General features: G+C 33.4%; 21 protein-coding genes. All 21 read right to left on the minus strand.

The features are described 5' to 3' along the window. Positions 1-101: 101 nt before the first annotated feature. Positions 102-1,994 (minus strand): outer membrane protein assembly factor BamB family protein, encoded by a 1,893-nt coding sequence (locus TICRE_RS06680; protein ID WP_075726397.1) that lies wholly within the window; start codon positions 1,992-1,994, stop codon positions 102-104. Next, entirely contained in the window at positions 1,987-2,778 is a 792-nt protein-coding gene (locus TICRE_RS06685) for a hypothetical protein (protein WP_075726399.1), read from the minus strand. The genes TICRE_RS06680 and TICRE_RS06685 overlap by 8 nt, the downstream gene beginning before the upstream one ends. Next, positions 2,779-3,852 (minus strand): hypothetical protein, encoded by a 1,074-nt coding sequence (locus TICRE_RS06690; protein ID WP_075726401.1) that lies wholly within the window; start codon positions 3,850-3,852, stop codon positions 2,779-2,781. A gap of 14 nt (positions 3,853-3,866) precedes the next feature. Beyond that, the gene (locus TICRE_RS06695; RefSeq protein WP_143583094.1) at positions 3,867-4,712 is read right to left on the minus strand and encodes a phage tail family protein; all 846 of its coding nucleotides are present in this window, start codon (positions 4,710-4,712) and stop codon (positions 3,867-3,869) included. Positions 4,713-4,723: 11 nt separating this feature from the next. Continuing rightward, the gene (locus tag TICRE_RS06700; protein ID WP_075726405.1) at positions 4,724-8,068 is read right to left on the minus strand and encodes a phage tail tape measure protein; all 3,345 of its coding nucleotides are present in this window, start codon (positions 8,066-8,068) and stop codon (positions 4,724-4,726) included. Between the two features lie 237 nt (positions 8,069-8,305). Further along, positions 8,306-9,709, minus strand: coding sequence for an RNA-binding domain-containing protein (locus TICRE_RS06705; protein ID WP_075726407.1), 1,404 nt, complete (start codon positions 9,707-9,709; stop codon positions 8,306-8,308). A gap of 181 nt (positions 9,710-9,890) precedes the next feature. Next, positions 9,891-10,046, minus strand: coding sequence for a hypothetical protein (locus TICRE_RS13430; protein WP_198927508.1), 156 nt, complete (start codon positions 10,044-10,046; stop codon positions 9,891-9,893). A gap of 11 nt (positions 10,047-10,057) precedes the next feature. After that, a complete protein-coding gene (gene gpG / locus TICRE_RS06710) occupies positions 10,058-10,357 on the minus strand; it encodes a phage tail assembly chaperone G (protein ID WP_075726409.1) in 300 nt (99 codons plus the stop codon). Positions 10,358-10,359: 2 nt separating this feature from the next. Further along, positions 10,360-10,926 carry a major tail protein gene (locus tag TICRE_RS06715; RefSeq protein ID WP_075726411.1) on the minus strand — a complete coding sequence of 189 codons (567 nt, stop codon included), beginning with the start codon at positions 10,924-10,926 and terminating at the stop codon, positions 10,360-10,362. Then, the gene (locus TICRE_RS06720; protein WP_075726413.1) at positions 10,927-11,247 is read right to left on the minus strand and encodes a hypothetical protein; all 321 of its coding nucleotides are present in this window, start codon (positions 11,245-11,247) and stop codon (positions 10,927-10,929) included. Beyond that, positions 11,244-11,606 carry an HK97-gp10 family putative phage morphogenesis protein gene (locus TICRE_RS06725; protein ID WP_233120164.1) on the minus strand — a complete coding sequence of 121 codons (363 nt, stop codon included), beginning with the start codon at positions 11,604-11,606 and terminating at the stop codon, positions 11,244-11,246. The genes TICRE_RS06720 and TICRE_RS06725 overlap by 4 nt, the downstream gene beginning before the upstream one ends. A gap of 1 nt (position 11,607) precedes the next feature. Further along, complete coding sequence (locus tag TICRE_RS06730) at positions 11,608-11,934, minus strand: phage head closure protein (RefSeq protein ID WP_075726417.1); 327 nt, start codon at positions 11,932-11,934, stop codon at positions 11,608-11,610. A gap of 2 nt (positions 11,935-11,936) precedes the next feature. Beyond that, the gene (locus tag TICRE_RS06735; RefSeq protein ID WP_075726419.1) at positions 11,937-12,212 is read right to left on the minus strand and encodes a head-tail connector protein; all 276 of its coding nucleotides are present in this window, start codon (positions 12,210-12,212) and stop codon (positions 11,937-11,939) included. Between the two features lie 19 nt (positions 12,213-12,231). Then, positions 12,232-12,453 carry a Head fiber protein gene (locus TICRE_RS06740; protein ID WP_075726421.1) on the minus strand — a complete coding sequence of 74 codons (222 nt, stop codon included), beginning with the start codon at positions 12,451-12,453 and terminating at the stop codon, positions 12,232-12,234. Positions 12,454-12,461: 8 nt separating this feature from the next. Continuing rightward, positions 12,462-13,658 carry a phage major capsid protein gene (locus tag TICRE_RS06745; protein WP_075726423.1) on the minus strand — a complete coding sequence of 399 codons (1,197 nt, stop codon included), beginning with the start codon at positions 13,656-13,658 and terminating at the stop codon, positions 12,462-12,464. A 15-nt stretch (positions 13,659-13,673) separates the two neighbouring features. After that, positions 13,674-14,381 (minus strand): head maturation protease, ClpP-related, encoded by a 708-nt coding sequence (locus TICRE_RS06750; RefSeq protein ID WP_075726425.1) that lies wholly within the window; start codon positions 14,379-14,381, stop codon positions 13,674-13,676. Next, entirely contained in the window at positions 14,371-15,612 is a 1,242-nt protein-coding gene (locus TICRE_RS06755; RefSeq protein WP_233120160.1) for a phage portal protein, read from the minus strand. The genes TICRE_RS06750 and TICRE_RS06755 overlap by 11 nt, the downstream gene beginning before the upstream one ends. 61 nt (positions 15,613-15,673) lie before the next feature. Continuing rightward, positions 15,674-17,620 carry a hypothetical protein gene (locus tag TICRE_RS06760; protein WP_075726427.1) on the minus strand — a complete coding sequence of 649 codons (1,947 nt, stop codon included), beginning with the start codon at positions 17,618-17,620 and terminating at the stop codon, positions 15,674-15,676. A 397-nt stretch (positions 17,621-18,017) separates the two neighbouring features. Continuing rightward, positions 18,018-19,205: a hypothetical protein gene (locus TICRE_RS13435; protein WP_198927509.1), complete on the minus strand. Its 1,188-nt coding sequence runs from the start codon at positions 19,203-19,205 to the stop codon at positions 18,018-18,020. A 69-nt stretch (positions 19,206-19,274) separates the two neighbouring features. Continuing rightward, entirely contained in the window at positions 19,275-20,861 is a 1,587-nt protein-coding gene (locus tag TICRE_RS06770) for a terminase large subunit (RefSeq protein WP_084191883.1), read from the minus strand. A gap of 7 nt (positions 20,862-20,868) precedes the next feature. Beyond that, on the minus strand, positions 20,869-21,345 hold the full coding sequence (locus TICRE_RS06775; protein WP_075726429.1) for a phage terminase small subunit P27 family: 477 nt from the start codon (positions 21,343-21,345) through the stop codon (positions 20,869-20,871). Positions 21,346-21,397 lie beyond the last annotated feature (52 nt).

Below are 21,397 nucleotides of genomic sequence, written 5' to 3' on the forward strand. Positions count from 1 at the left end.
TTTTCTATGCCCTTTTTCTGTGTATAACTAGATTCTCCAAAATTAACGAGCATATTTATTTATTGAATTAAATTTCCCTTTGTGGATAACCTTAGATAATTTCAAAACTCTATTCTGCAACTATCTATATTTTCATAACTATCTATTCCAAATGTTTGAGTTAGCTTTTCAATATAATATCCTGTAGCAAGGTAAATATTATGATCATCATCTACTTTCACATCAGCTATATTATCTCTAGCTTGGTAACGCCATAGTTCTTCACCTTTCTTATTTAATTTAACTAAGGTTTTCTTGCTATCTGCTACATAGATTGCTCCATCTAAGCCTTGTGCCACTTTCAAATAAAGGTTTGTATAATCAACATTTGATATATTAGTTGAATTCACTTGTCCGCCTGAATACTTATTAAGGACTTTTATATTGGAACTACTTAAACCATAAATAAAGTCTCCTTGAACGCTAAATATTGGATTTGCATTATTAAAGAACTCCACACATCTAAGGCTTTCAATATCATATAGTCTATCTACAGCTAGAATAGTTTTATCATCCCAAAGGTGTAGGCTATTAAAGACTCCGCTATTTCCTATTTCTTTTCTACTTATAAATTTACCGTCACTTGATATTTTAACTAAATAATCCTTCCTGCTTGATGATGATGAATGCCAGTATGATATGCTAAGAATTATTACTCCTTCACTGTTTATTACTAGGTCTTTAATGTCTCCTGAAACTCCTGATATACTCAAAGACCACTGCTCTACTCCAAGTGGATTAAGCTTTTTAAATACCCTTGAAGAGTCTGCAATAAATACATTCCCATCCTTATCTGCTTTAACAAAGTTCAGCATACGTATATGTCTATATATCCACTCTTCTTTACCTGCTGCATTAAACTTTCTTACTGTCCAGTCATCACTGGCACCATAAAAATTACCACTTTTATCTATATCTATGGAGTTAACAGTCCCTTCAAATTGATGCAAGATAAATGGTGACCATTCTTTTTCAGTTGATAGGATCTTTGCTGTATGAGTTCTTAGTATATAAATATTCCCTTTTTCCTTATCAAAGCCATATGCATTAATAGGGTTATCAGTGATATCATGATTTTCCCTCCAAATAAAACCTGTCAATTGATTATCTAGTTTAGTAATCTCTCTATTAGAAATTGTATATACATTGTTTCCACCATCTACAAATAAATTATATACTGTTGTTACATTAGTGTTATTTAAAGTGAAAATAGGCTCCCCTGTTTGGAAGCTGTGTTTTCTTAAGGTTCTATTATAGATTATAGAATAAAAGTGATTTGTATTTGGTTCAATAGCTAAGGCATAAGCGTTGTCACTATTAGGCAGTGTATACACATATACTTGACTTCCATTGCTAGGGTTAAGTCTATATATTCTATAGCTCTCGGTAGCTACAATAACTGCATTACTAGTAACTGCAATATCCATTACTCTATAAGAGATATTGCCTGAACTCCATATACTCTGTCCATTACTTCTGTTATATTTATATACATAGTAATTTGATGAAGAAGTATTTCCAACATATACACCAGAAGCGTCTACTGTAATACAAGTAAAACTACTTCCTGTTGAGGCTTCCCAAATTAAAGTCCCATCCAAGCTATATTTATATAGTTTAGAACTATATGTTAGATAGTAACTTCCGTCTGTCGCTGCAGTATCTGGAGTCATATTTGCTGAAGAAGTTTGATGATAGTTTTCCGCTATTACCTCCCCTGAAACTGCATCATAGATGGTAACCCCTGAAGAATGTAATACATATACTTTTCCATCATTATAATGATTGACCCCCCTTCTATCAGATAAGGTACCAAGGGATTTATTGGCAAACTTTAATCCTAGCCCCTTTAACTTGTCTGAAGTAATAATTGGAGTTAAACCTTCTATAGGAACTTGACCTGAACCTCCCCCTGTTGGTGCCTGCCCAAAACCATGTAGTATTAGATCATTCATCTATAATTACCTCCTCTATCCAATCTCCCTCTTCATTATATATTTGCTTATAAAGGATTGTAGATTGAATTGTTTCTCCATCTGCTTCAAAATATGTGACTGTTCGATTGGCATATCTTGGAGAATTTCCACCATTTAGTTTTGACTCCTTAGCCAATGTTTTATCCCTGCGATACCACTGAATTTTAGTGAAAATCCCCTTATTGTCCTTCTCCGTTCGATGGGTATTTATAAGTTCCCCATGAGCTAAGAGACTCTCTTCATGTTTTCTAAATATAGTCCAGGGTACTAGGTCAGCTGTTTCATGTGTGATTTCCTGAATTCTATCAAACCATTCTTTCCACTCTTGATAAAAGATACCATCTGGTTCAGAGGTTTTACTCTGTAGCCATGAATTCCATAGAGCTTCAAACGCTTCTGGATGAGTAGCCCACCAACTATCCCACTGCTCTTGCATCCACTGAGTTTCGCTGGCTATATCTTGTGGAAGTAAGAGCTTACCACTTATATAGTAGTCTAAGCCTTGACTTGCTTTTCCCTCTATAGTCTCACCAGAAACTATAACCTGGTCAAATACTGATGCTTGATAAGACTCACCTGCTAAGAGTGTTTTTTCTTTCATAATATAAGCACCAGCCATCTTCAAGCTAACAGTTTGTGATGAATCTGATAAATTGGTTAATATAATTGATTTTAGTATGGCTATTCTATCATTAGGTACCTGATATAAAGGAGTGAACTCTGTGGTTAATTGTCCTTTACTTAGTCTTATTGCACTTCCCATTTACATCCCTCCCCATGTATTAATTGTTGGCTGATTTTCTAATTTATACCATATACCTTGTTTTATCTCTACTTCTAAAGTATTACCAATCATTCTAAGACCATGAGCCTCATCTTTCACTGATTTATTTATATGATCTTTAAACTGACTTCGTGGCACTAGATTAGTAATATCTTGTATTTCTTCAAACCAGGCCTTCCATTCTGTGTAAAATTCTCCACCAGGTGATTTTAATTTATCCTTTACCCAGTCCTGCCAAAGCCTTTTTATTTCTCCTTCAAACCACATATTCCACTTATATTGAATGCCCTCAAACCAGCTGTTCCACTCTAAATAAAACTCCCCATTAAGAATGCTTAGTTTATCATCTACCCATATATTCCATGTGTTTTGAAAAGTAGTAAGTTTGCCCTGTAAGACAGTTAGAAATGTAGCATATTCAATATTTACATTGTACTTTTTATCTGATATATATTTCTTGAAATCAATGAAGTCTTTATCTCCTTGATCCTTTTTAGCATTTAGATAGAGCTGCCATTCATTGAATAGTTCTCTAGTATCTACTTGTTCAAATAAGTGAGTAACGATTCCGCATACTTCGCTATTTAATCTTTCATCTATAATTTGATAGTTTTCTATAAAGCTCTTACCAGCAAGAACCTTTACTTGAGCTAGGGATATTTCATAAATATTATTACTTCTATTTAATGTTGGTGGTACTGGCTTTTCCGCTGCTTCTCCTTTTAATATAAAGGCCCTGACATATCTTTTATCCAAAGACTTATCAAGGCGAATTACAACTCTGTCTATTCTATTCATTGATGAATCTGCTGCATCAAGTGTTAAGCTTAAACTTTCTGTTTCTATTTTATATAAATATCCTTCAATCCAAGCATAGCCTTCATTTATTAATATATTCATATCAGATCCACTAGCACTTACCCTTAAGTTTTCTCCTCCATTAAAGATACCACTAGATATTAACTTCCTAAAATACTCTGCAAATTCATCTGCAGTATAAAACCTTTCATCTTCTCCTTCTACTGAGTCAAAGAACATATATCTCTCAGCCATAGGATGCCTCCTCTCTAAAAACCTATATATCTATTTCTCCATATTGCTTTTACTCTTGTATTAATGCTATCGTTATTACTTTTATAACTTAATATATTCTCTCCAGGAAGAAGGCTCCAAAAAGAAGAATCAAGATCTATATAGTGAAAGGCATTTTCACCATTTATCCTTACATACTTTTCACCAAAAGAAGTACAGATAGAAAGTACATCACCTTCTCCAAGCTCTCGATTTACCTTTATTATCTCTCCTGTAGTTTCATTTGTAACTGTTGGATTTGTGGCAGGGCCAATGAATTCTATCTTTACTGGTGTATCTACATCACCACTATTAACTGCCTTTCTTTTAAAACCTCTACTTGAAAACTTGCTAGGAAGCTTTAAATTAAACTTAAGTCCACCCATAATATATGACATTTCACTAGATTCATAATATGTCTCAAGCCAGAATGGACTGTGGCATATTAGATTAATCAAATATTTCTGGTAAAAGAGTCCCCTTCCTGCTGATGGGAATGAAGGAGTCGATTCTACTATGGCCTTTATTTCTTTAGTGCTCTCTTTATATTTGTACCTTATTGTTACTTGACCTAGCTTTGGATTTAATACTCTCTGCATCTTTCTTCTTAAAGTTAGTATTTCATCTGGATTATTTCTACTAATGATAATTCCTTCAATAGATATATCTCTACTTGAAAATGTATTTTTGACATAGGTTATTCCATCTTGATCAGGTGACTTCTGGTTTTCTAATTCTACTCCCAGTCTTCCTACCCCATCTATTCTTTCTAGAAATAAAGGTGCTTCATTTCCAAGAGTGATGCTTTCTCCATTGGTGTTTGTTATTTTTATGTTACTCAATCCTTCACCCCCTACCATTCCATTGCTAATTCTTTAGATGCATTTTTAATCTTTCTAGCCGTTTCATAAGGAGATAAATGTCTGGGACTGTTGATAACTATGTGTTGGGTGATTCCTTTATCCCCAGATAGCATCTTTTTAGTAACATTGTCGTTATAGATTTTACTCCCTCTTGGTAATTGTACAAGTTCTGGCCCAAGTTCTCCTACCATAGTAAGTCCACCTTGAAAGAAGCTAGTTCCACTATAGTTTGAATCAGCATCTTCTTTTGAAAATATGCTTTTTACCTTTTCAACTATGCTAAAGACTTTCTCTTTAACAGTTGTTGCATTCCATTCTAAGATCTTATCTATTCCACTTTTTATGGAAGATACTACAGTAGTAAATGATTCAGAAACTTTCTCTTTCATAGCTCCAAATTTATCATTGGCAGCAGTGAGCATTGAAGCTGTTTTCTTCACCCATTCTGATTCTGAATTTGTAATGGAGTCTATTATGTTTTTCTTTATATCTCCTGCCTTATCACTGACATCCTTTTTTATGTCTTTCCACTTTTGACTAGTATCAGTTTTTATTTCTCCCCACTTATCCGATACACTCTTTTTTATTTCTCCAGCTTTAGTAAGAGTATCTTCCTTCATATCCTTCCATTTTGTAGCTGTATCTGTTTTTATATTCTCCCACTTTTCTGATGAGTCCTTTTTTATATCTTTCCATTTCTCCGCTACATCTTCTTTTATCTTTTTAGCCTTCTCTGAGATATCAGTTTTCATAACTTGCCATTTGGTCTTTATTTCTCCAGTTTCCCAGTCTACTTGATTCACATGTTCTTTAGCCTGAGCCTTAGCTTCTTTTATTACATCTGCGTGCATCTCTTCTGCTTTTTCAACTGTGTCGTCTCTCTGTCTAGTTGCTTCTTGTATTAGCTTATCTGCTTGATCTTTTGTTATGGTTCCAGCTTCATCTCTTTGCCTTATTATTTCTTTAACCACTTCATCATATTGTTCATTAGCAGCTTGAACGGTTTTTTCCTTTTGCTCTATAGAGTTTTGAACAACTTCAGCAGCTTGGTTGGCAGTGATCTCTCCTGCTTGAGCTTTCATTCTTTCCATTATGGATTTAGCTTCTACTTCATTTTCAGATAAGACTCTAATACCTGTCTCCACCATTTCTTTTTGGATAGAATTTATCTCTTCTTGCTCTGCTTTTGTTATTCCTCTCTTCTCAGTTGATGCAGTTTCTAGTATTTCTTTAATTCTAGTTTCTCCATCGGCTACCTTTTGCTTTCTAGATTCATAGCCTTCATTCATATTACTTATGATTCCTTCTTGCTCTTCTTTTGAAAGTGATGTGCTATTATTTACAAACCCTTGTATTTTACCAAGGGATTCTTCATGATGTTTATCTAATCCCGACTGAATATCTGTTGCCATCTGAGAGAAGTTTCCTGTAATTTTATCAGCCATTTCCTGTGTTACTTCTTGCCCAGACCAGGATAATTGATTAAGGGCAATAGTAGCTTCATCATTAAGTTCAAGAAAACCTCCTACTGCTTTCTTTGTAGAATCGGAAACCTCATCACCAAAGAGCTGTATTTCAGGAATACTTTCTTGGCTTAAGTGTTTATATAGGCCTACTCCCACAGCTGTAACTGCTGCAATTCCCGCTATTGCTAGTCCAACTGGTCCTGACAGAATAGTAAAAGCTGTAGCAAGTCCTCCTATTGCTGGTGTTGCTGCTACGGCTCCCGTAGTTGCTACTGCTATGGCTCCAGAAACTGTTGATACTAATCCTATAATGCTTCCTATTCCTCCTATAAGTTTTCCACCTATTAAAAGAAGGGGTCCAATAGCTGCTGCAACTAGTCCTATTTTAACTATAGTTTCTTGAGTAGCTGGATCTAGGTTAGCAAACCACTCCACTGCTTCTTGAAGTTTTTCTACTAGAGATTGTAGGTGAGGAAGAAGTACTTCAAAGATCTGTATGCCGACTCCTTCAAGGGCAGACTTAAGTTTAGTTATTCCACCTTGGAGATTATCTTCCATAGTTTCAGCCATCGCCTTAGCTGTCCCTGTATAATTTCTTGTAGAGTCTGTAAGCTTTTCATAGTCTTCATCTGTTGCATTTATTATTGCCAGCATTCCACTCATAGCTTCTTTACCAAATATTGTAGCTGCATATTGAGCTTGTTGCTCCTCAGTTAAGCCTGAGAATTTTTCTCTAAGTTCACCCATTACATCTTTAAATGGAAGCATTTCACCATTAGCATCTGTAATAGATATGCCGAGTTCTGTCATTGCACCTTTCATTTTATCTGTTGGATTGGCAAGGTTTGCTATGGCTGTCTTTAGACTTGTTCCAGCTTGAGATCCTTTAATACCAGCATTAGCCATAAGGCCCAGAGCTAGAGCTGCATCTTCAGCAGAGTAGCCCATAGCACCAAAAAGAGGAGCCACATATTTAAATGACTCCCCAAGTAATGCTACATTTGTATTTGAGTTTGATGATGCACTGGCGAGTAAGTCTGCAAAGCTTGATGCATCTTTTGCTTCCATACCAAAGGCTGTAAGGGCATCAGTTACAATATCAGAAACTGATCCTAGGTTTTCACCACTGGCAGCAGCTAGCATCATAACCCCATCAAGTCCATCTACCATTTGATTTGTATCCCAGCCTGCCATGGCCATATATTTTAAAGCTTCAGCAGATTCAGTGGCAGAAAACTTTGTAGTAGCACCCATCTCTTTAGCTTTTTCTTCTAGTTGTCTTAGATCACTTCCTGTAGCACCAGATATGGCTGCAACTTCACTCATTCCAGCTTGAAAGTCAGAGCCTACTTTTGAAGCTGCAGTTCCAATTCCAACTAAGGGAAGAGTAAGTTTTTTAGTTAAATCTTTTCCTACTGATTCCATCTTCTTTCCTACATCTTGAAACTTTTGTCCTATTGGTTCTAGTGTTTGGGAGAGCTTATAGAAGCTGTTAGATTGAAGTTCTATTTCCTTATTTAAAGAGCTTAAGCCTTGCTCCATGGAAGATAGCTTAGCCTGGGCATTATTTAATTTAATCTCTAAATCTTGAGTAGCTTTAGCATCTTTGCCTTTAGTTTCTACGGAAGCTTGATGTGCTTGTTTTAAAGCATCTACTTTTTGTCTTTGCAGCTCAGTTTGACGGGTCAAGTTGGTTGACTTTAATTTCAATCCATCCAATTCTTTCCCATGCTTACCTAGTTCTGTACTTGCAAGCTTAAATTCAGATTGAACCTTTTTCATTTCTCTATTTAAGGCACCTATTCCATTTTGAAAGCCTGTGGAATCTAATCCTACTACTACATTTAAATTTCCTATTTCCTTTGCCACTTACATCACCTCACTTTTTGGCGTAAAAAAAGCACCCTAAATGGATGCTAAATATTTTTATATTAACTTATTTCAGCTTGACCCTAGCTTGACCCCAGCTTGACCTTTTCTAACTTTCCAACTCTCTAAGGTGGCTATATCACTAGCTTAATCCTAATTATTGTCTTGGCCCTAGCTTAACCCTAGCTTGATCTTTATCTCAATATCCTATTAATTATTTAGTTTGTTTAAAGTGTCTTATGAGTAATATTTTTGATTTGGACTCGTTGGTTTATCTGGTAATATTAGATTTAGTAAACCACCTTTTATTAATGGATTTAATACTTTCCTTCTAAAGTGAGAGGTGCTTTTAATCCCTACAAATTGCTGAATTTCTTCTCTACTTCTAGGTATTTTACAGAATTCCAATATATCTTTTGTTTCTCTATCTTTTTCATCTTCTACAGGATCATTAACTTTTCTAGTATCTCTAGTATCCAAAGGTATAATTGTTTTAAACACATCACCTTCTATAAACTGAGCTTCTGAGCCAGAATAAATTTTATTATATTTATTGATATTTCTAACACCTGAGCCCAGCTCATCTACCCATCCTATTTCCCTGAAAAACTTTGCTATAGTAGGATTCTTAGAATATGGTGAGAAGCTCTTTGGGTCTATTTCTCCGCTACCACGAGCTGTATTACCATTTTCAGCATAAACTCTATTTTTTTCAATTATAAGCTTTGCTGGAAATGGGTCAAGGTATTCTCTATGAACTAAAATATTTGATATTACTTCTCTAAATATCATATCTCTAATGTTTGTTCTTATGTCTCCTTCTAAATAAAACTTATCATTTAAGTGTTTTGCTATAAACTGCATAAGTCTATCATAACTGTCTATTAAATTAGTATCAACATAGTCCCTATCATCATACCTATCAAGATTTTGTACTCTTTTAATAGCATCTGTTTTATAATGCGGAAGTGCAGCATGGATTAATATATCTGTACCGAATATTAAAATCCCTGCTAATGTTATTCCTTCTTTCCCGCTTTGAGGCTCTTCAAGATAAAGTCCTGCACTTTTCAATAATTCCATATTACCCATACTCTTCCAAGGGTGATTGGATACTCGATTAGATGCAAATCTTCTAACTTTTTCAAAAATATCTTCTCTGAGTTGAGACATTTTAACTGCAGGATATATTGTATTCTCACTATAGGTACTTTGTTTTCTCATGTATAGCTTAAAAACAAGATCCCTATTACTTGTTATATTGAAATCCCCATCTTCATTTCTATCGTATATTTTACCATTACATCTATGAACATCTGAGCTCTCAGGAATGGATACATAGAGGATTGTCTTACCTTTAGTTTTAATCTCCTGGATCTCTGAGTAGCAGGTAGGATTTATTTTATCAGGGTTGTTCATCGATGATACAAAATTATCCTTAACCTTTTTTACAGAGTCATCATCAATACCAACAATGGTACCATCATCTTTCACACCTAAAAATAAGTGTCCTCCATTACGATTTAAAAAAGCACAGACAGATTCAAACACATCTTTATTTAGCTTAGTTTTACTTTCTTTAAATTCTATATTGATTCCTTCACCTTTATTTATCAGTTCCAAAATTTGCTTTTCATTCATAAATATCAACTTCCTATTCATCTATATTTCCATTCGAATATCTATTAACTATATTATATACTATCTCTAATGAAATTATAGTAGAAACTGATTTTTAGGCATAGTTTGTAAATATAATTTACATTCTCGCTCTAATTACATGTCATTTGAGCGAGAATGTAAAAAGTACAGTTGATACTTATTACAATACATCATCAATATACACTTTTTCTTCTCCAAGTTTTCTAGTTAAGAGCTTAAGATAGTAAAATATATCCATAGAGTCTATTTCATTTAGTGTCCAACCTTTATCTAAAAGGGCCAGATACAAACTATCTATAAATTCTTGGGGCTCCATGGAATTCCCCTCTACTCGTTTTTTCCTTCGCCACCAGTAGATTCAGTCATTCCACCTACTACTTCATTGATACAATTTGTGATGGTGGAGAGTAAATCTTTAGAAGATAGTCCATCATATACATCATCTCTGGTGAACTGGTTAGAAAATAGCTCTACAATATAATCTATAAGTTTATCTAGTTCTTCTGGCTTCAAGCTTTCAAAGTTTATTCCTTCGGATACTTCTATTGTTCTTCTTACCATTCTTGCAGATATGAAGTCCGCTGTAAAAGTCTTATCTTTTTTATCCATTCTTAATATTATTTGCATGACTAACCCCCTATAATGGTAGTATCTCCTGGAACCTTTTCAAACCAGGTTAAAGCTCCAGTAAAGTCTGCACTATCTTCATCTGCTGTTCTTTTCCAGTCTCCATCATGGAGTCTTGGCATAAAGGTAAGTTTTATCTTTGGAGTTTTATGGTCTACATTATCCTTTTTAGTAGAATAATCTTCTGCCATAGGCTGGGCTACTCCCTTTAAAAGCCATAGATATCTATACTTCCCATTAGACTTTAAACTTTTAAATCCTAGGGCTATATGTGGTGGGATATCAGATTTATTTTCAACTAATACACCTTCTACTATTTTGTTTCCTAGTATCTTTGCTCTTACCTCTAGTGGCAGGTCTGCTGTTTCTACTTCAACATCTATCTTACCCAAGGAAGAAATAGACTCCCAAAGCTGGTCATCTGCATATACTTCTTGTGTATTTACTGTTGGATTTATGGTAGCGTTTATTGCACCTATCATTGATTCTGGTAGTTCGTATGTTAAGGCTTCCTTTGTATCTTTTGTCAGTATTGCAAAGTGTAAATCATTTAGTCCTACTTGTGCCATTTATATTACCTCCTTTAAAAATCTCATTACTTTATGGTAAACTTTTAATTCTTCTTCATATAGATCATAAAAGTTTAGTTTTATAAATCCTGCTTCTATCATTTTCTGATGAACTGAATCTACTAAATCTGTATAGTCTTTCTTGCTCCAGACATCTATTTGGATATAATTTCCTGTGATTAGTTCCCTATCATCAGAGTGGAGCTCAGGCTTGTCAAGATAGGTGAAGAAGGTTATATATGTTTCTTCTTTTCCACCATAGGTTTGAAATCTTACTGGAACTCCTACATCCTTTAGTGCTGCTAGTATTTCTCTATTCATAGGCCCAGTCCTTTTCTTATTTCTTCTTCAATTATTCTTTCCGCTTCACTCTTAGAAGTTTCATATCCTCTAGACATAAAGGGGTTGGCCTTCATCTTTACAGTTCCAAATTCTAAAAACTTACCATAATATCCATCACTCCCAGGCCCAACTTCTACTTGCTTTATTCCACCTTTAGTTTTAACTCTGGAAACTGTTATGCTAGTCTTTAGTTTTCCACTTCTAGTAGGAGTTTCATTTTGGATGGAAATTTTGACTGCATCACCTGCTTCCTTTAGAGCCTTGTTTTCTATCTTGCTTCCTTCTCTTCCTAGTCTTTCTATTTCAACTAAGAGATCTTCTATTCCTTCTACTTTCATATCAGCCAAGACTATCCACCTCCAGTGCTTTTATTTCTATAAATCTATTTTCATATCTAATATTATCTATTGATGTGATATTGTAATGTTTATCTTTAAATAGTATCTTCATTGAAGTGTCTATTCCAGGAAGGTACCTTATTATGAATTTAACCGTGTTTTCCTTTTGAACTGTTGCAGCTTGAAAGTATTCTCTACCGTGAAGGTTTTTAATACTAGCCCATAGGGTTTTAAAGTCTATCCACTGCTCTTCTTCAAAGCCATTTTCATTAACTATAGCTTCTAGAGTTTGAAGGGTTATTCTATGCTTTAATTCTCCTATTGTCATATCTACCACTTCTCTTTTCTATATAAGAATAGAAGTCTTTTAGTAACATCAAGTACATTTCCAATATCAAAATCTTCTCTAGTCTCATACATATTTGAAACTATATAAAGTATTGCTAGATTTATTGTGGTGGGTATATTTTGTAATTCAGATAATGGATACCTTAGTATTCCTTCACATATTTCTTCAGCTGATAAAATAAAATTAGTGATGAGTGTATCTTCTTCATCACCTTCTACTCTTAAATATAGTTTTGCTTCTTCAAGTTCTAAAATCATACACTCACCCTCTTTTTTTCTATTCCGTTTCCATTAAACCTGCATGCTTTAACTTTTCAAGTAATGAATTAAAATCCTCTTTTAAATCCGATATTGTTGAAGCTGTACTTTCTGCTTGGCCTTGAGATCTTGTTAATGGTTTATTATTTAGTAGGAGTAACCCTGATTCAGTCACTTCAAGTACTCCATTAACAACCCATTTGTCTCCCCCTTGTTTTTTATAATTCTTTGTATTACTCATTTATTCACCTACCCTTTCATTTTTAGAATTTTGATTGCTTCTGGAAGTATTAATTTTCCATCTACTCTTTGACTAGCTTTAAATCCTACTTGACCTGTTGCAGCAAACAATTCATTTAATCTTTGAAAACTTCTACCTTGTCTATCTGCAACCCAGTAGTATCCAAAATCCCCAAAAGCTATAGGTTTAGTACCAGATGCTGCTACTGGAACATATGAAGATGTCTTTACTGGTCTATTTAGGATTGTATCTGGCTCTCCTGCAGTTATAGATGGTTGCCATAAATACTGACCATTTCCGTCTTTTAGTTTTCTTATTAGTTTTACAGTTGCATCATTCATTGTGAATACGGCTTTCTTTCTATATGGTGATTTCAATGAATAAAATAAATCTAGTAATTCATCTACTGTTATAGCTGTTGCAGATGCAGCAGTAACTCCAAGTTCTCCTCCAGCAGTATCATTAAATATTCCAGTAGGTTTTCCTACTCCATCTCCAATGAAAAAAGCTTCTTCTTCCTTAGAGCCAATTCTTCTAGCAAATTCCTGTGCAATATAGCCCTCTAAATTAAAAACACTATCATTAAGGAGTTCTTCTGAAACCTTAATCATAGTGGCTAGTTTGTATGCACCTATTGAAACTTGTGTAAAAGCATCATCTGATTCTGGTATTGCTCCTTCTTCATCAACCCATGAAGCAGTTCCTTTACTTGCTACTACTGGGATTTTTCTATCTCCTGAAGATGTTGTAATTACTTTAGCTAGTTGTCTAAAGATATTTTCTTCAAGTAATCCTTCGACAAGTGTCTTTTCAAATTCATCTGGAACCAAATATCCTCCTTCACTATCTGTCCCTATTTTCAGTGTGTTTTGTATTTCAATGTTATTCTTATTTCTCATAGAATTCCAAAATGCTTTCTTATACTCATTTGATGCTCTGCCAGTCTTTTCATCATCCATATTTTTATTTGGATTATTTCTTATTGCGTTTGAAGTTGGCTTTGAAAGTTCTAAGTCCATCACAGCCTGTCTTTCAAGTCTTTCTACTTCTTTACCAAGACTTATTACATCGGCTTCCATCTTTTCATAGGTAGCTTTATCTTCAGCTGATAAGAGTCCATTTTCATTTCTTCTTGAATCTAAAAAGACCTTAGTAGCATCCCAAAGTTTTGCTCTTTTTTCTCTTAATTCAATTATTTTATTCATCTATACTACCTCCATTTATTTTATTAGATTTAATCTTTTTTCTAGTTCTTTATGTGATGTTCCAGTTTCAATTATTGGTTTATCTATTGGCTTATCTTCTTTAGGAAATTTATTTAAGATAGAATTTACTGCTATCATGTTGCTGAAAGTTAATCCTTCTATTTCTTCTAGTCCTTCAACTTTTGAAAACATTATATTATCTGCAAATCCAAGTTCTACTGCCTTTTTAGCATTGAACCAGCTTTCCGAATCCATTAGATTTGATAGCTTTACTCTTGAAATACCGGTCTTTATTTCGTAAGCATTTATTATGCTTTCTTTTACTTCAGATAGCATTGCCCTTGCCTTTTCCATTTCAAAAGCATCTCCAAAAGCCACAGTTAAGGGATTATGGATCATCATTAAACCTGTTGGTGAAATCTGTACTTCTGTTCCTGCCATAGCAATTACTGAAGCTGCACTAGCTGCAATCCCATCAATCTTTATAATGACATCTCCCTTGTATTCCATAAGCATATTGTATATCTGTGAAGCTGCTATGCAATCTCCTCCTGGACTATTGATCCATACAGTGATATTTCCTTCTCCACTATTTAATTCATCTTTAAACATTTGGGGTGTTACTTCGTCTCCATACCAAGTTTCCTCAGAGATTACTCCATTTAGAAATAGAGTTCTTCCTTCTTCATTTTTAATCCAGTTCCAAAACTTTTTAATTTTCATCACCTCCACTAGTGTCTTTATCTTTTACAAATGCTCCAACATCTTTAAGCTTTAGCATATTCCCGTTAACCATATAAACATTTCCCCCTTCCTCTTCTGGGATTGGATTCATATTTTCTAGAGACCTAACATCATTTGGAGACATAAACCCATTTTGTATGCCAGTTGCATAACCTTGCATTCTGGAGTTATAGTCTCCTCTAAGTAAGCCATCAACAACAAAGCTTACAAAGTATTCTTTTCTTTCAGCTTCATTAAATAAAGCCTTATTAATAGATTGCTCTATCCGAACTAACCAGGGTCTTATTGTATGAACCACAAAACTTATTGACTGGTGCTCTATGTTTGAGAATGTTGCCTTATCTAAACTTGCTACCAAATGAGGTGGTACTCTAAATATTCTACATATCTCTTCAGTTTGGAACTTTCTTGTTTCAAGAAACTGTGCTTGTTCTGGAGGAATACCTATGGCTTGAAACTTCATCCCTTCTTCTAGTACAGCAACCTTATGAGAATTAGTGCTTCCCTGGTATACAGAGTTCCAACTATCCCTTACTCTAGATGGATCTTTAACCACTCCTGGGTGTTCTAATACTCCGCCTGGATTTGCTCCATTTGAAAAGAACTTAGCTCCGTATTCTTCAGTTGCTAACGCCATTCCAATTGTATTTTTAGCCATAGCAATTGGAGAATATCCTACAAGTCCATCAAATCCTAGCCCTGGAATGTGTAGAACTTCTTGTGATTTTAAAATATAGTCTTGACCTTCTTTGTTATATAGATAGTAGATTTCTCCTCTTTCACTTCTTTTTATTTTCATCTTATCTGGTATTAGGGGATAAAGTGCTGCGACTTCTCCTCTACCATTACGGATAATCTGTGCATATGCATTCCCCCATAATAAAAGATGACCTATAAGTGTTTCTCTAAACACAAATGAAGTCATCTCAGGATTTGGTGCATCTGAAAGAAGATGATATATTGGGTGATCTCTTGCCTTTTCTTTTCCTTCTGATGTTGATTTATATGTGTGTAATGGAAGTGAAGCTATTGTTTCAGCTAAGATTCTAACACAGGCATATACTGCTGTAGTTTGCATAGCTGTTGTTTCATTTACTGTCTTCCCACTAGTGGTAGCCCCAAAGAAAAAACTATAGGTGCTACCGAATAGACTATTACTTGGTTTTTCTCTTGATTTAAATAACTTTGAAAATATATTAATTATAATCACCTCCTAAAAACAGGCATGAAAAAAGCACCTTCTAATTTGAAGATGCTAAATCTTTAATATTTTATTTAAATATTTTATCCAGTTCATCTATCTTTTTACTATATATTGAGTCAAATTTTCTTTGTTTTTTCTTATCAATAACTTTAAGTATAATCGTATATTTAGAATTGAATGTATCTAAGACTCCTAGTAATGCTAATACCATAACTACTATATTAAAAAAGTTATTATAGTGTTCCGTTCCTATAATTGTTGCATACAGGCCAATAATAAAAAGAACTGTTAAACTTATTCTTGATATTAATATCAATCTTTTTTCATAATTATTTATTATACTATTTACTTCCTTTTCAATATCTTTATATGCTTTTTCTTTTTTTAAATCATATACTTTTGTTTCTTTTATCAATTCATCAATCTTATTTTTATCAGTTTCTCTAATTTTCTCAATATACCTTTGTTCAACTTTTTTAACTGTTTCTAATGATATTTTATTTATATCATTCTCTGTTAATTCTATTAAATCATGCTGTAAAGTATTTTGAGTTCTTATCAAGAGTGCTACCTCTGAATCTATATTTCCTTCCTTTTCTAATTGAACTACCTTTTTCATAAATGTATCAATAATCTCATTAGTAGGTTGATGGGCAGCATAAACACTTTCCATCAACTTTAAACACGGGATATTACTGTTTTTATCAAATGATTTTAGCCAAAGTATAGAAGTTAGATCTATCTCAGAGATAGCAAAAGATATTTCTCCCTTTGAAAATCTATCTTTATATAATTCTCTTACTGAGTTTACTATAGAGGTGTTTTGTGTAACCAACACAGCTTTACAATCTTCTATGGAATAAGACTTTTCTTTACCTCTAAGCCTACTAATTGAAGAGATAGATTCAACATCATTGTTTAAAGCTGAGTCTTCTAGCTCATTTCTATAATTAACTCTTTCAGCTAACTTTAATTTTAATTCTTCATAATCTAGATATCCTTTATCTTTAAGATTTTCTTCAGTAACCCTTCCATAACTAGGTGGGTCCGTAACCTCAATCTTAACATTTTGTAAATTTTTTATTAAACAGTCTCTAAGTCTTATTACATCATACTCATCATAGTTGTTTTTATTAAGATATTCCAACCTCATGCTATTTCTAGCAATAGGGTCTTTAGCATATTTCGTTAAAATACCGGCAACCTCATCTTCATTATGACTAAAAGTTTTAATTATTCCATCATTCTCATAAATCAATTCAATTAATTCTCTTGTAGCTAACTTTTCCTGCTCCATATTATATCCTAAGGCGTTTATTAACAATGAGGTGTCAAAATATATTACAGTGCCTTTCATTTTAGATTCTATTGTCTTTTTTTGTTCGGTACTAAAAAAGAATATAGATTTATATATAAGAAACCCTTTTATTAATTCTATTATTTTGTCAAATATAATACTCTCATTTTTATATTCATTTAATATAAATCGAGCAACATAATAATTATTTCTATTGCGCTCATTGTTTATAGTAACTCCTCTTAAATCATTTATATCATTTATTATAGTAAATCCATAAGACTCAAGAAAATCTATAAAGATTTCTCTGCTTTTTTCTAAATCTATATTTTTAATAGGTGTATGTTCTTCTAAATTCTTTACTAATGCTTTTATAATATAATCTGTATCTTCTTTCATCTTCAGTTTATTATCTTCAAATGATCTAGAGTCACACACCTTTTTTACAAAATATTCTTTATTTTTTCTTTCTAATATTTTTATACTAGATTTAGAGTTTCTATTAAGAATATTAATCAAGACATTTGTAGGAAGGTCTTCAATACCATATTCGCTATCTAATTTATTTATTATTTCATCTATCTCAACCTTTTCTCCTACCTTTTTAGGCAGTAAATTTAATATAAAAGGAGTTATTAAATCTAAATAGTCTTTTTTTTCTTCTTTAAGAAACGTTGATAGCATAGCTACTGTTATTAAAGCATCTTTATTTCTCATATTTATAAACCACCTCTGTATCATTTTATCATATTCACCTCCTCTTTTCTATTATTCAGGTTATATATAGTTCTCTATCTTATAATTGTACTCATACTTATTTATATTATTACCGGTTTTACCATTTTTACAATAAATTCTACAATATTAAAATTCCTCTATCATCATAAACAATACCACCACTATTTCCTTTGTTTCCAATCACTCTATCTAGCGCCATTATAGTAGCAAATGCTACATCTACCTTGTAGTATATCCAAATAAAAGGCTATAAGTACTTCCAAATAGACTATTACTTGGTTTTCTCTTGATTTAAATAACTTTGAAAATATATTAATTATAATCACCTCCTAAAAACAGGCATGAAAAAAGCACCTTCTAATTTGAAGATGCTATACTAATAGTTCCCTAAAATCTCGTCAAACAGTTCTCTATAATCTCTGTGTAGAGATGCTTTTACTAGTTTATACCACGTTTCTTCTTTAATATTTGCTCCTTCTACACACCAAATCTTATAATGGTTTTTCTTGTCAGTGTAATGATCGATTAGTATTTCAGTATTGCTTGTATCAACATATTTTTCTAAATATACTTCTAAAGCATATTGATTCTGAGTAAAATCAATGTGTCTAAAATACTTAATTTTAGGATAATACTGTCCATGAATAAATGTGGTAGTAATCTTTTTACTATATGATTCTTCTATATAAGGTAATTCTTCTATTTCTACATGCCAAAATTCTTCATTTAATTCTGTATCAAAGTCTTTTTTTACAACCATTAACAATTTATCCAGACTCTTAATATCTTGATGGACAATTATATTCTTAATATCATTTAGAATAGTTTTACTGAATTTAAATTGAATGCCTCTAAACCTATCAAAGCCTATAGTCTCTAACGAAATTGCATCTGCACTAGGTGACGCAAGCCTGTCATCCAGTCGTAAATAAATATCCGGATTTAATATTTCTTCCTCTATTATTCTAAAGATAGCTGGTTTCTTATCATATAATTGAATCTTCTCTTTATTTATACAACGATTATATAGATAATATTTATTATCATAAACATAGCCACTAGATAGAAATTCTACAGTATCTACATTTGTTAAATTATAGTCTGTAGTACTGTATTTAAATACCTCTGATTTGCATATTTCATTAAAGTTTAAACTCCTAAGCGGATTATTATCAATTGCATAGCATACTAAACTACAAATCAACTTTTCTTCTTCTACATCAACATATTCTGATACATCTTCACCATCCATAAGCTTACCTATTATTTCCATTTCACTTAAATTAGTCTGAGGTTTTACCGTATTTATATTACTTGCTACCCAAAGATAACATGGATCTTCAGAATATAATTTAAGTATATCTCCTAGTTCAACTTCATTATTCTTGATGAGTTGTCTTGATTTCTCACAAATAACCCTTAAAAAGTAAGGTATAGATTTCCATTCAAGCTTAAATATATTCCACATTGGCTTCGCTAAATTATAAGCATAATATCTTACACTTTCAAATTCCTCTAGATACATTATTTCTAATAGTAAATCTTCAACTCTTTGTCTATCCATATAGCCATTCACCACCTCTTATGATAAACTATTATATCATAGGTAATTATCTTATTGTATATTTAGGCATTATAAGACCAATATCCCTCTATCATCATATACACTACCAGTATTTCCTTGATTTCTAATTGCTCTATCAAGGGCCATTATAGTAGCTACCGCACCATCAATCTTCTCAGTGCTTTTTTCTTTATCTGGTTTTATGTTTCCTGCTGGGTCTGTTTTTATGAATATATTATCCATCATCCATCTTAATACAGGGTTTCCTCCATGAGATAGTTTCTTCTCTAAAGTAAGTTTCATTAGTTCTTTAGTTGGTGGACTCATATCTTTATATCCTTGTCCAAAGGGAACTACCGTAAAGCCCATTCCATCTAAGTTTTGAGTCATTTGAACTGCTCCCCACCTATCAAAAGCTATCTCTCTTATATTATATTTAGTTCCAAGCTCTTCTATAAATGTTTCAATAAATCCATAGTGTACTACATTTCCTTTAGTAGTTTTAATATATCCTTTCTTTCCCCAGATATCATAAGGCACATGGTCTCTTCTTACTCTTAAGCTCATATTTTCTTCTGGTATCCAAAAATAGGGTAGTATTATATAATTTTCATCTTCACTTCTTGGTGGAAACACAAGTACAAAGGCTGTTATATCTATAGAGCTTGAAAGATCGAGTCCTCCATAACAAACTCTTCCTTCAAGCTCATCTGGTTTAACTTCCAAATTACATAAATCCCACTTCTCCATAGGCATCCATCTAATAGATTGCTTTACCCATTGATTAAGCCTAAGTTGACGAAAGAGATTCTCCTCTGCTGGGTTTTGTTTAGCACTTTCACAGGCTATGGCCATCTTCTCTTCTTGAACTGTTACTCCAAGGGATGGATTAGCTTTTCTCCAAACTTTAGGATTTGTCCAGTCATCATCCTCATCTGCAGCAAATATAGTTGGAAAGAAAGACTGATCTATTTTTCTTTTAGTTAGAATATCCTCTGCTTTTTGATGGAGTTCAAATCCTATACTGTGTCTATTATTTCCAGCTGTAGTTATAAGAAAGTTTAAAGGTTGCCTTCTTGCATCTGCTGCACCATGGGTCATAACATTGAACATCTCCCTATTGGCGACATGTGTCTCATCAAAGAGTACTGCATGAGGGTTTATTCCATGTTTTGTAAAGGCTTCAGATGATAGTACTTGATAAAAGGAATTCATAGCAGGATAGACTATTCTCTTTTGTGAAGCTACAATTTTAAGTCTCTTTTGAAGGGCAGGTGAAAGTCCAATCATATCCACTGCTACTTGATAGATTAAAGAGGCCTGCGCCCTATCTGCTGCACAGCTATATACTTCAGCACCCCATTCACCATCTGCTGTTAACATATATAGGGCAAGGGCTGCTCCTAGCTCAGTTTTCCCTTGTTTTTTGGGTATTTCAACATATCCAGTAGTAAATTGTCTGTATCCATCTTCTTTTACAACTCCAAATAGATTATAGATTATCCTCTTTTGCCAAGGTAATAATATGAAGGGTTTATTATGCCACTCACCTTTTGTGTGTTTTAAGTTTTCTATAAAATTAACTACATATTCTGCTCTTTCTTCATCGAAGCTAGATGTAGGGAGCATAAATTCTGTAGGAATAAAAGTATCCATAAAAGTATCACTTCCCTGCTCTTCTTAACATTTTCTCCATTGGATCATCAGACTCTACTTCTTTTGTATTTATCTGGATTCTAGTTCTAGCAGCAGGAGTAAGTCCAAACTCAGAAGAGAAGTCTTTCATCACTTTTAGATAGGTTTGAGCTATTGAAACTTGAGGTACCTGCTGAATATATCCAGATGGTGTTTTAAATATAGTTCCATGTTTGGTTAAAAACTCCTCAGCTTCCTTCCATCTAGCATAGGCCTGGCAATACCCAGCAAAAGAAGCCTTATCAATCTCAGTTAATATTCCAATTGATTCTAGGGTTTTCGCCATTCTCTTCCATTCTTTTTTAGCTTCAGGCTCCAGCCATGACGGGCAACTTGGAGCTTGTTTTTTAGGTTTAGGTTCAAGTTCATTTAAGGGTCTTTTACCTGGATTTCCTTCAAGTAGTTTTAGGGCAGTTGGTTTTGGTTTTCTTCCTCTTGTCGCCATGCTTTCACCTCCAAATCTATAATCAAAAAGAAGCCCTAGTTTTAAGGCTCCT

It is taken from the genome of Tissierella creatinophila DSM 6911 (genome assembly GCF_001940565.1).
GTDB lineage: Bacteria > Bacillota > Clostridia > Tissierellales > Tissierellaceae > Tissierella_A > Tissierella_A creatinophila.

Bases quoted from the DNA above. Each gene is read 5' to 3' on its own strand.
- TICRE_RS06680 (WP_075726397.1), bottom strand. From the start codon at position 1,994: ATGAATGATCTAATACTACATGGTTTTGGGCAGGCACCAACAGGGGGA.
- TICRE_RS06685 (WP_075726399.1), bottom strand. From the start codon at position 2,778: ATGGGAAGTGCAATAAGACTAAGTAAAGGACAATTAACCACAGAGTTC.
- TICRE_RS06690 (WP_075726401.1), bottom strand. From the start codon at position 3,852: ATGGCTGAGAGATATATGTTCTTTGACTCAGTAGAAGGAGAAGATGAA.
- TICRE_RS06705 (WP_075726407.1), bottom strand. From the start codon at position 9,709: ATGAATGAAAAGCAAATTTTGGAACTGATAAATAAAGGTGAAGGAATC.
- TICRE_RS13430 (WP_198927508.1), bottom strand. From the start codon at position 10,046: ATGGAGCCCCAAGAATTTATAGATAGTTTGTATCTGGCCCTTTTAGAT.
- gpG (WP_075726409.1), bottom strand. From the start codon at position 10,357: ATGCAAATAATATTAAGAATGGATAAAAAAGATAAGACTTTTACAGCG.
- TICRE_RS06715 (WP_075726411.1), bottom strand. From the start codon at position 10,926: ATGGCACAAGTAGGACTAAATGATTTACACTTTGCAATACTGACAAAA.
- TICRE_RS06720 (WP_075726413.1), bottom strand. From the start codon at position 11,247: ATGAATAGAGAAATACTAGCAGCACTAAAGGATGTAGGAGTTCCAGTA.
- TICRE_RS06725 (WP_233120164.1), bottom strand. From the start codon at position 11,606: ATGAAAGTAGAAGGAATAGAAGATCTCTTAGTTGAAATAGAAAGACTA.
- TICRE_RS06730 (WP_075726417.1), bottom strand. From the start codon at position 11,934: ATGACAATAGGAGAATTAAAGCATAGAATAACCCTTCAAACTCTAGAA.
- TICRE_RS06735 (WP_075726419.1), bottom strand. From the start codon at position 12,212: ATGATTTTAGAACTTGAAGAAGCAAAACTATATTTAAGAGTAGAAGGT.
- TICRE_RS06740 (WP_075726421.1), bottom strand. From the start codon at position 12,453: ATGAGTAATACAAAGAATTATAAAAAACAAGGGGGAGACAAATGGGTT.
- TICRE_RS06745 (WP_075726423.1), bottom strand. From the start codon at position 13,658: ATGAATAAAATAATTGAATTAAGAGAAAAAAGAGCAAAACTTTGGGAT.
- TICRE_RS06750 (WP_075726425.1), bottom strand. From the start codon at position 14,381: ATGAAAATTAAAAAGTTTTGGAACTGGATTAAAAATGAAGAAGGAAGA.
- TICRE_RS06760 (WP_075726427.1), bottom strand. From the start codon at position 17,620: ATGAGAAATAAAGATGCTTTAATAACAGTAGCTATGCTATCAACGTTT.
- TICRE_RS13435 (WP_198927509.1), bottom strand. From the start codon at position 19,205: ATGGATAGACAAAGAGTTGAAGATTTACTATTAGAAATAATGTATCTA.
- TICRE_RS06770 (WP_084191883.1), bottom strand. From the start codon at position 20,861: ATGGATACTTTTATTCCTACAGAATTTATGCTCCCTACATCTAGCTTC.
- TICRE_RS06775 (WP_075726429.1), bottom strand. From the start codon at position 21,345: ATGGCGACAAGAGGAAGAAAACCAAAACCAACTGCCCTAAAACTACTT.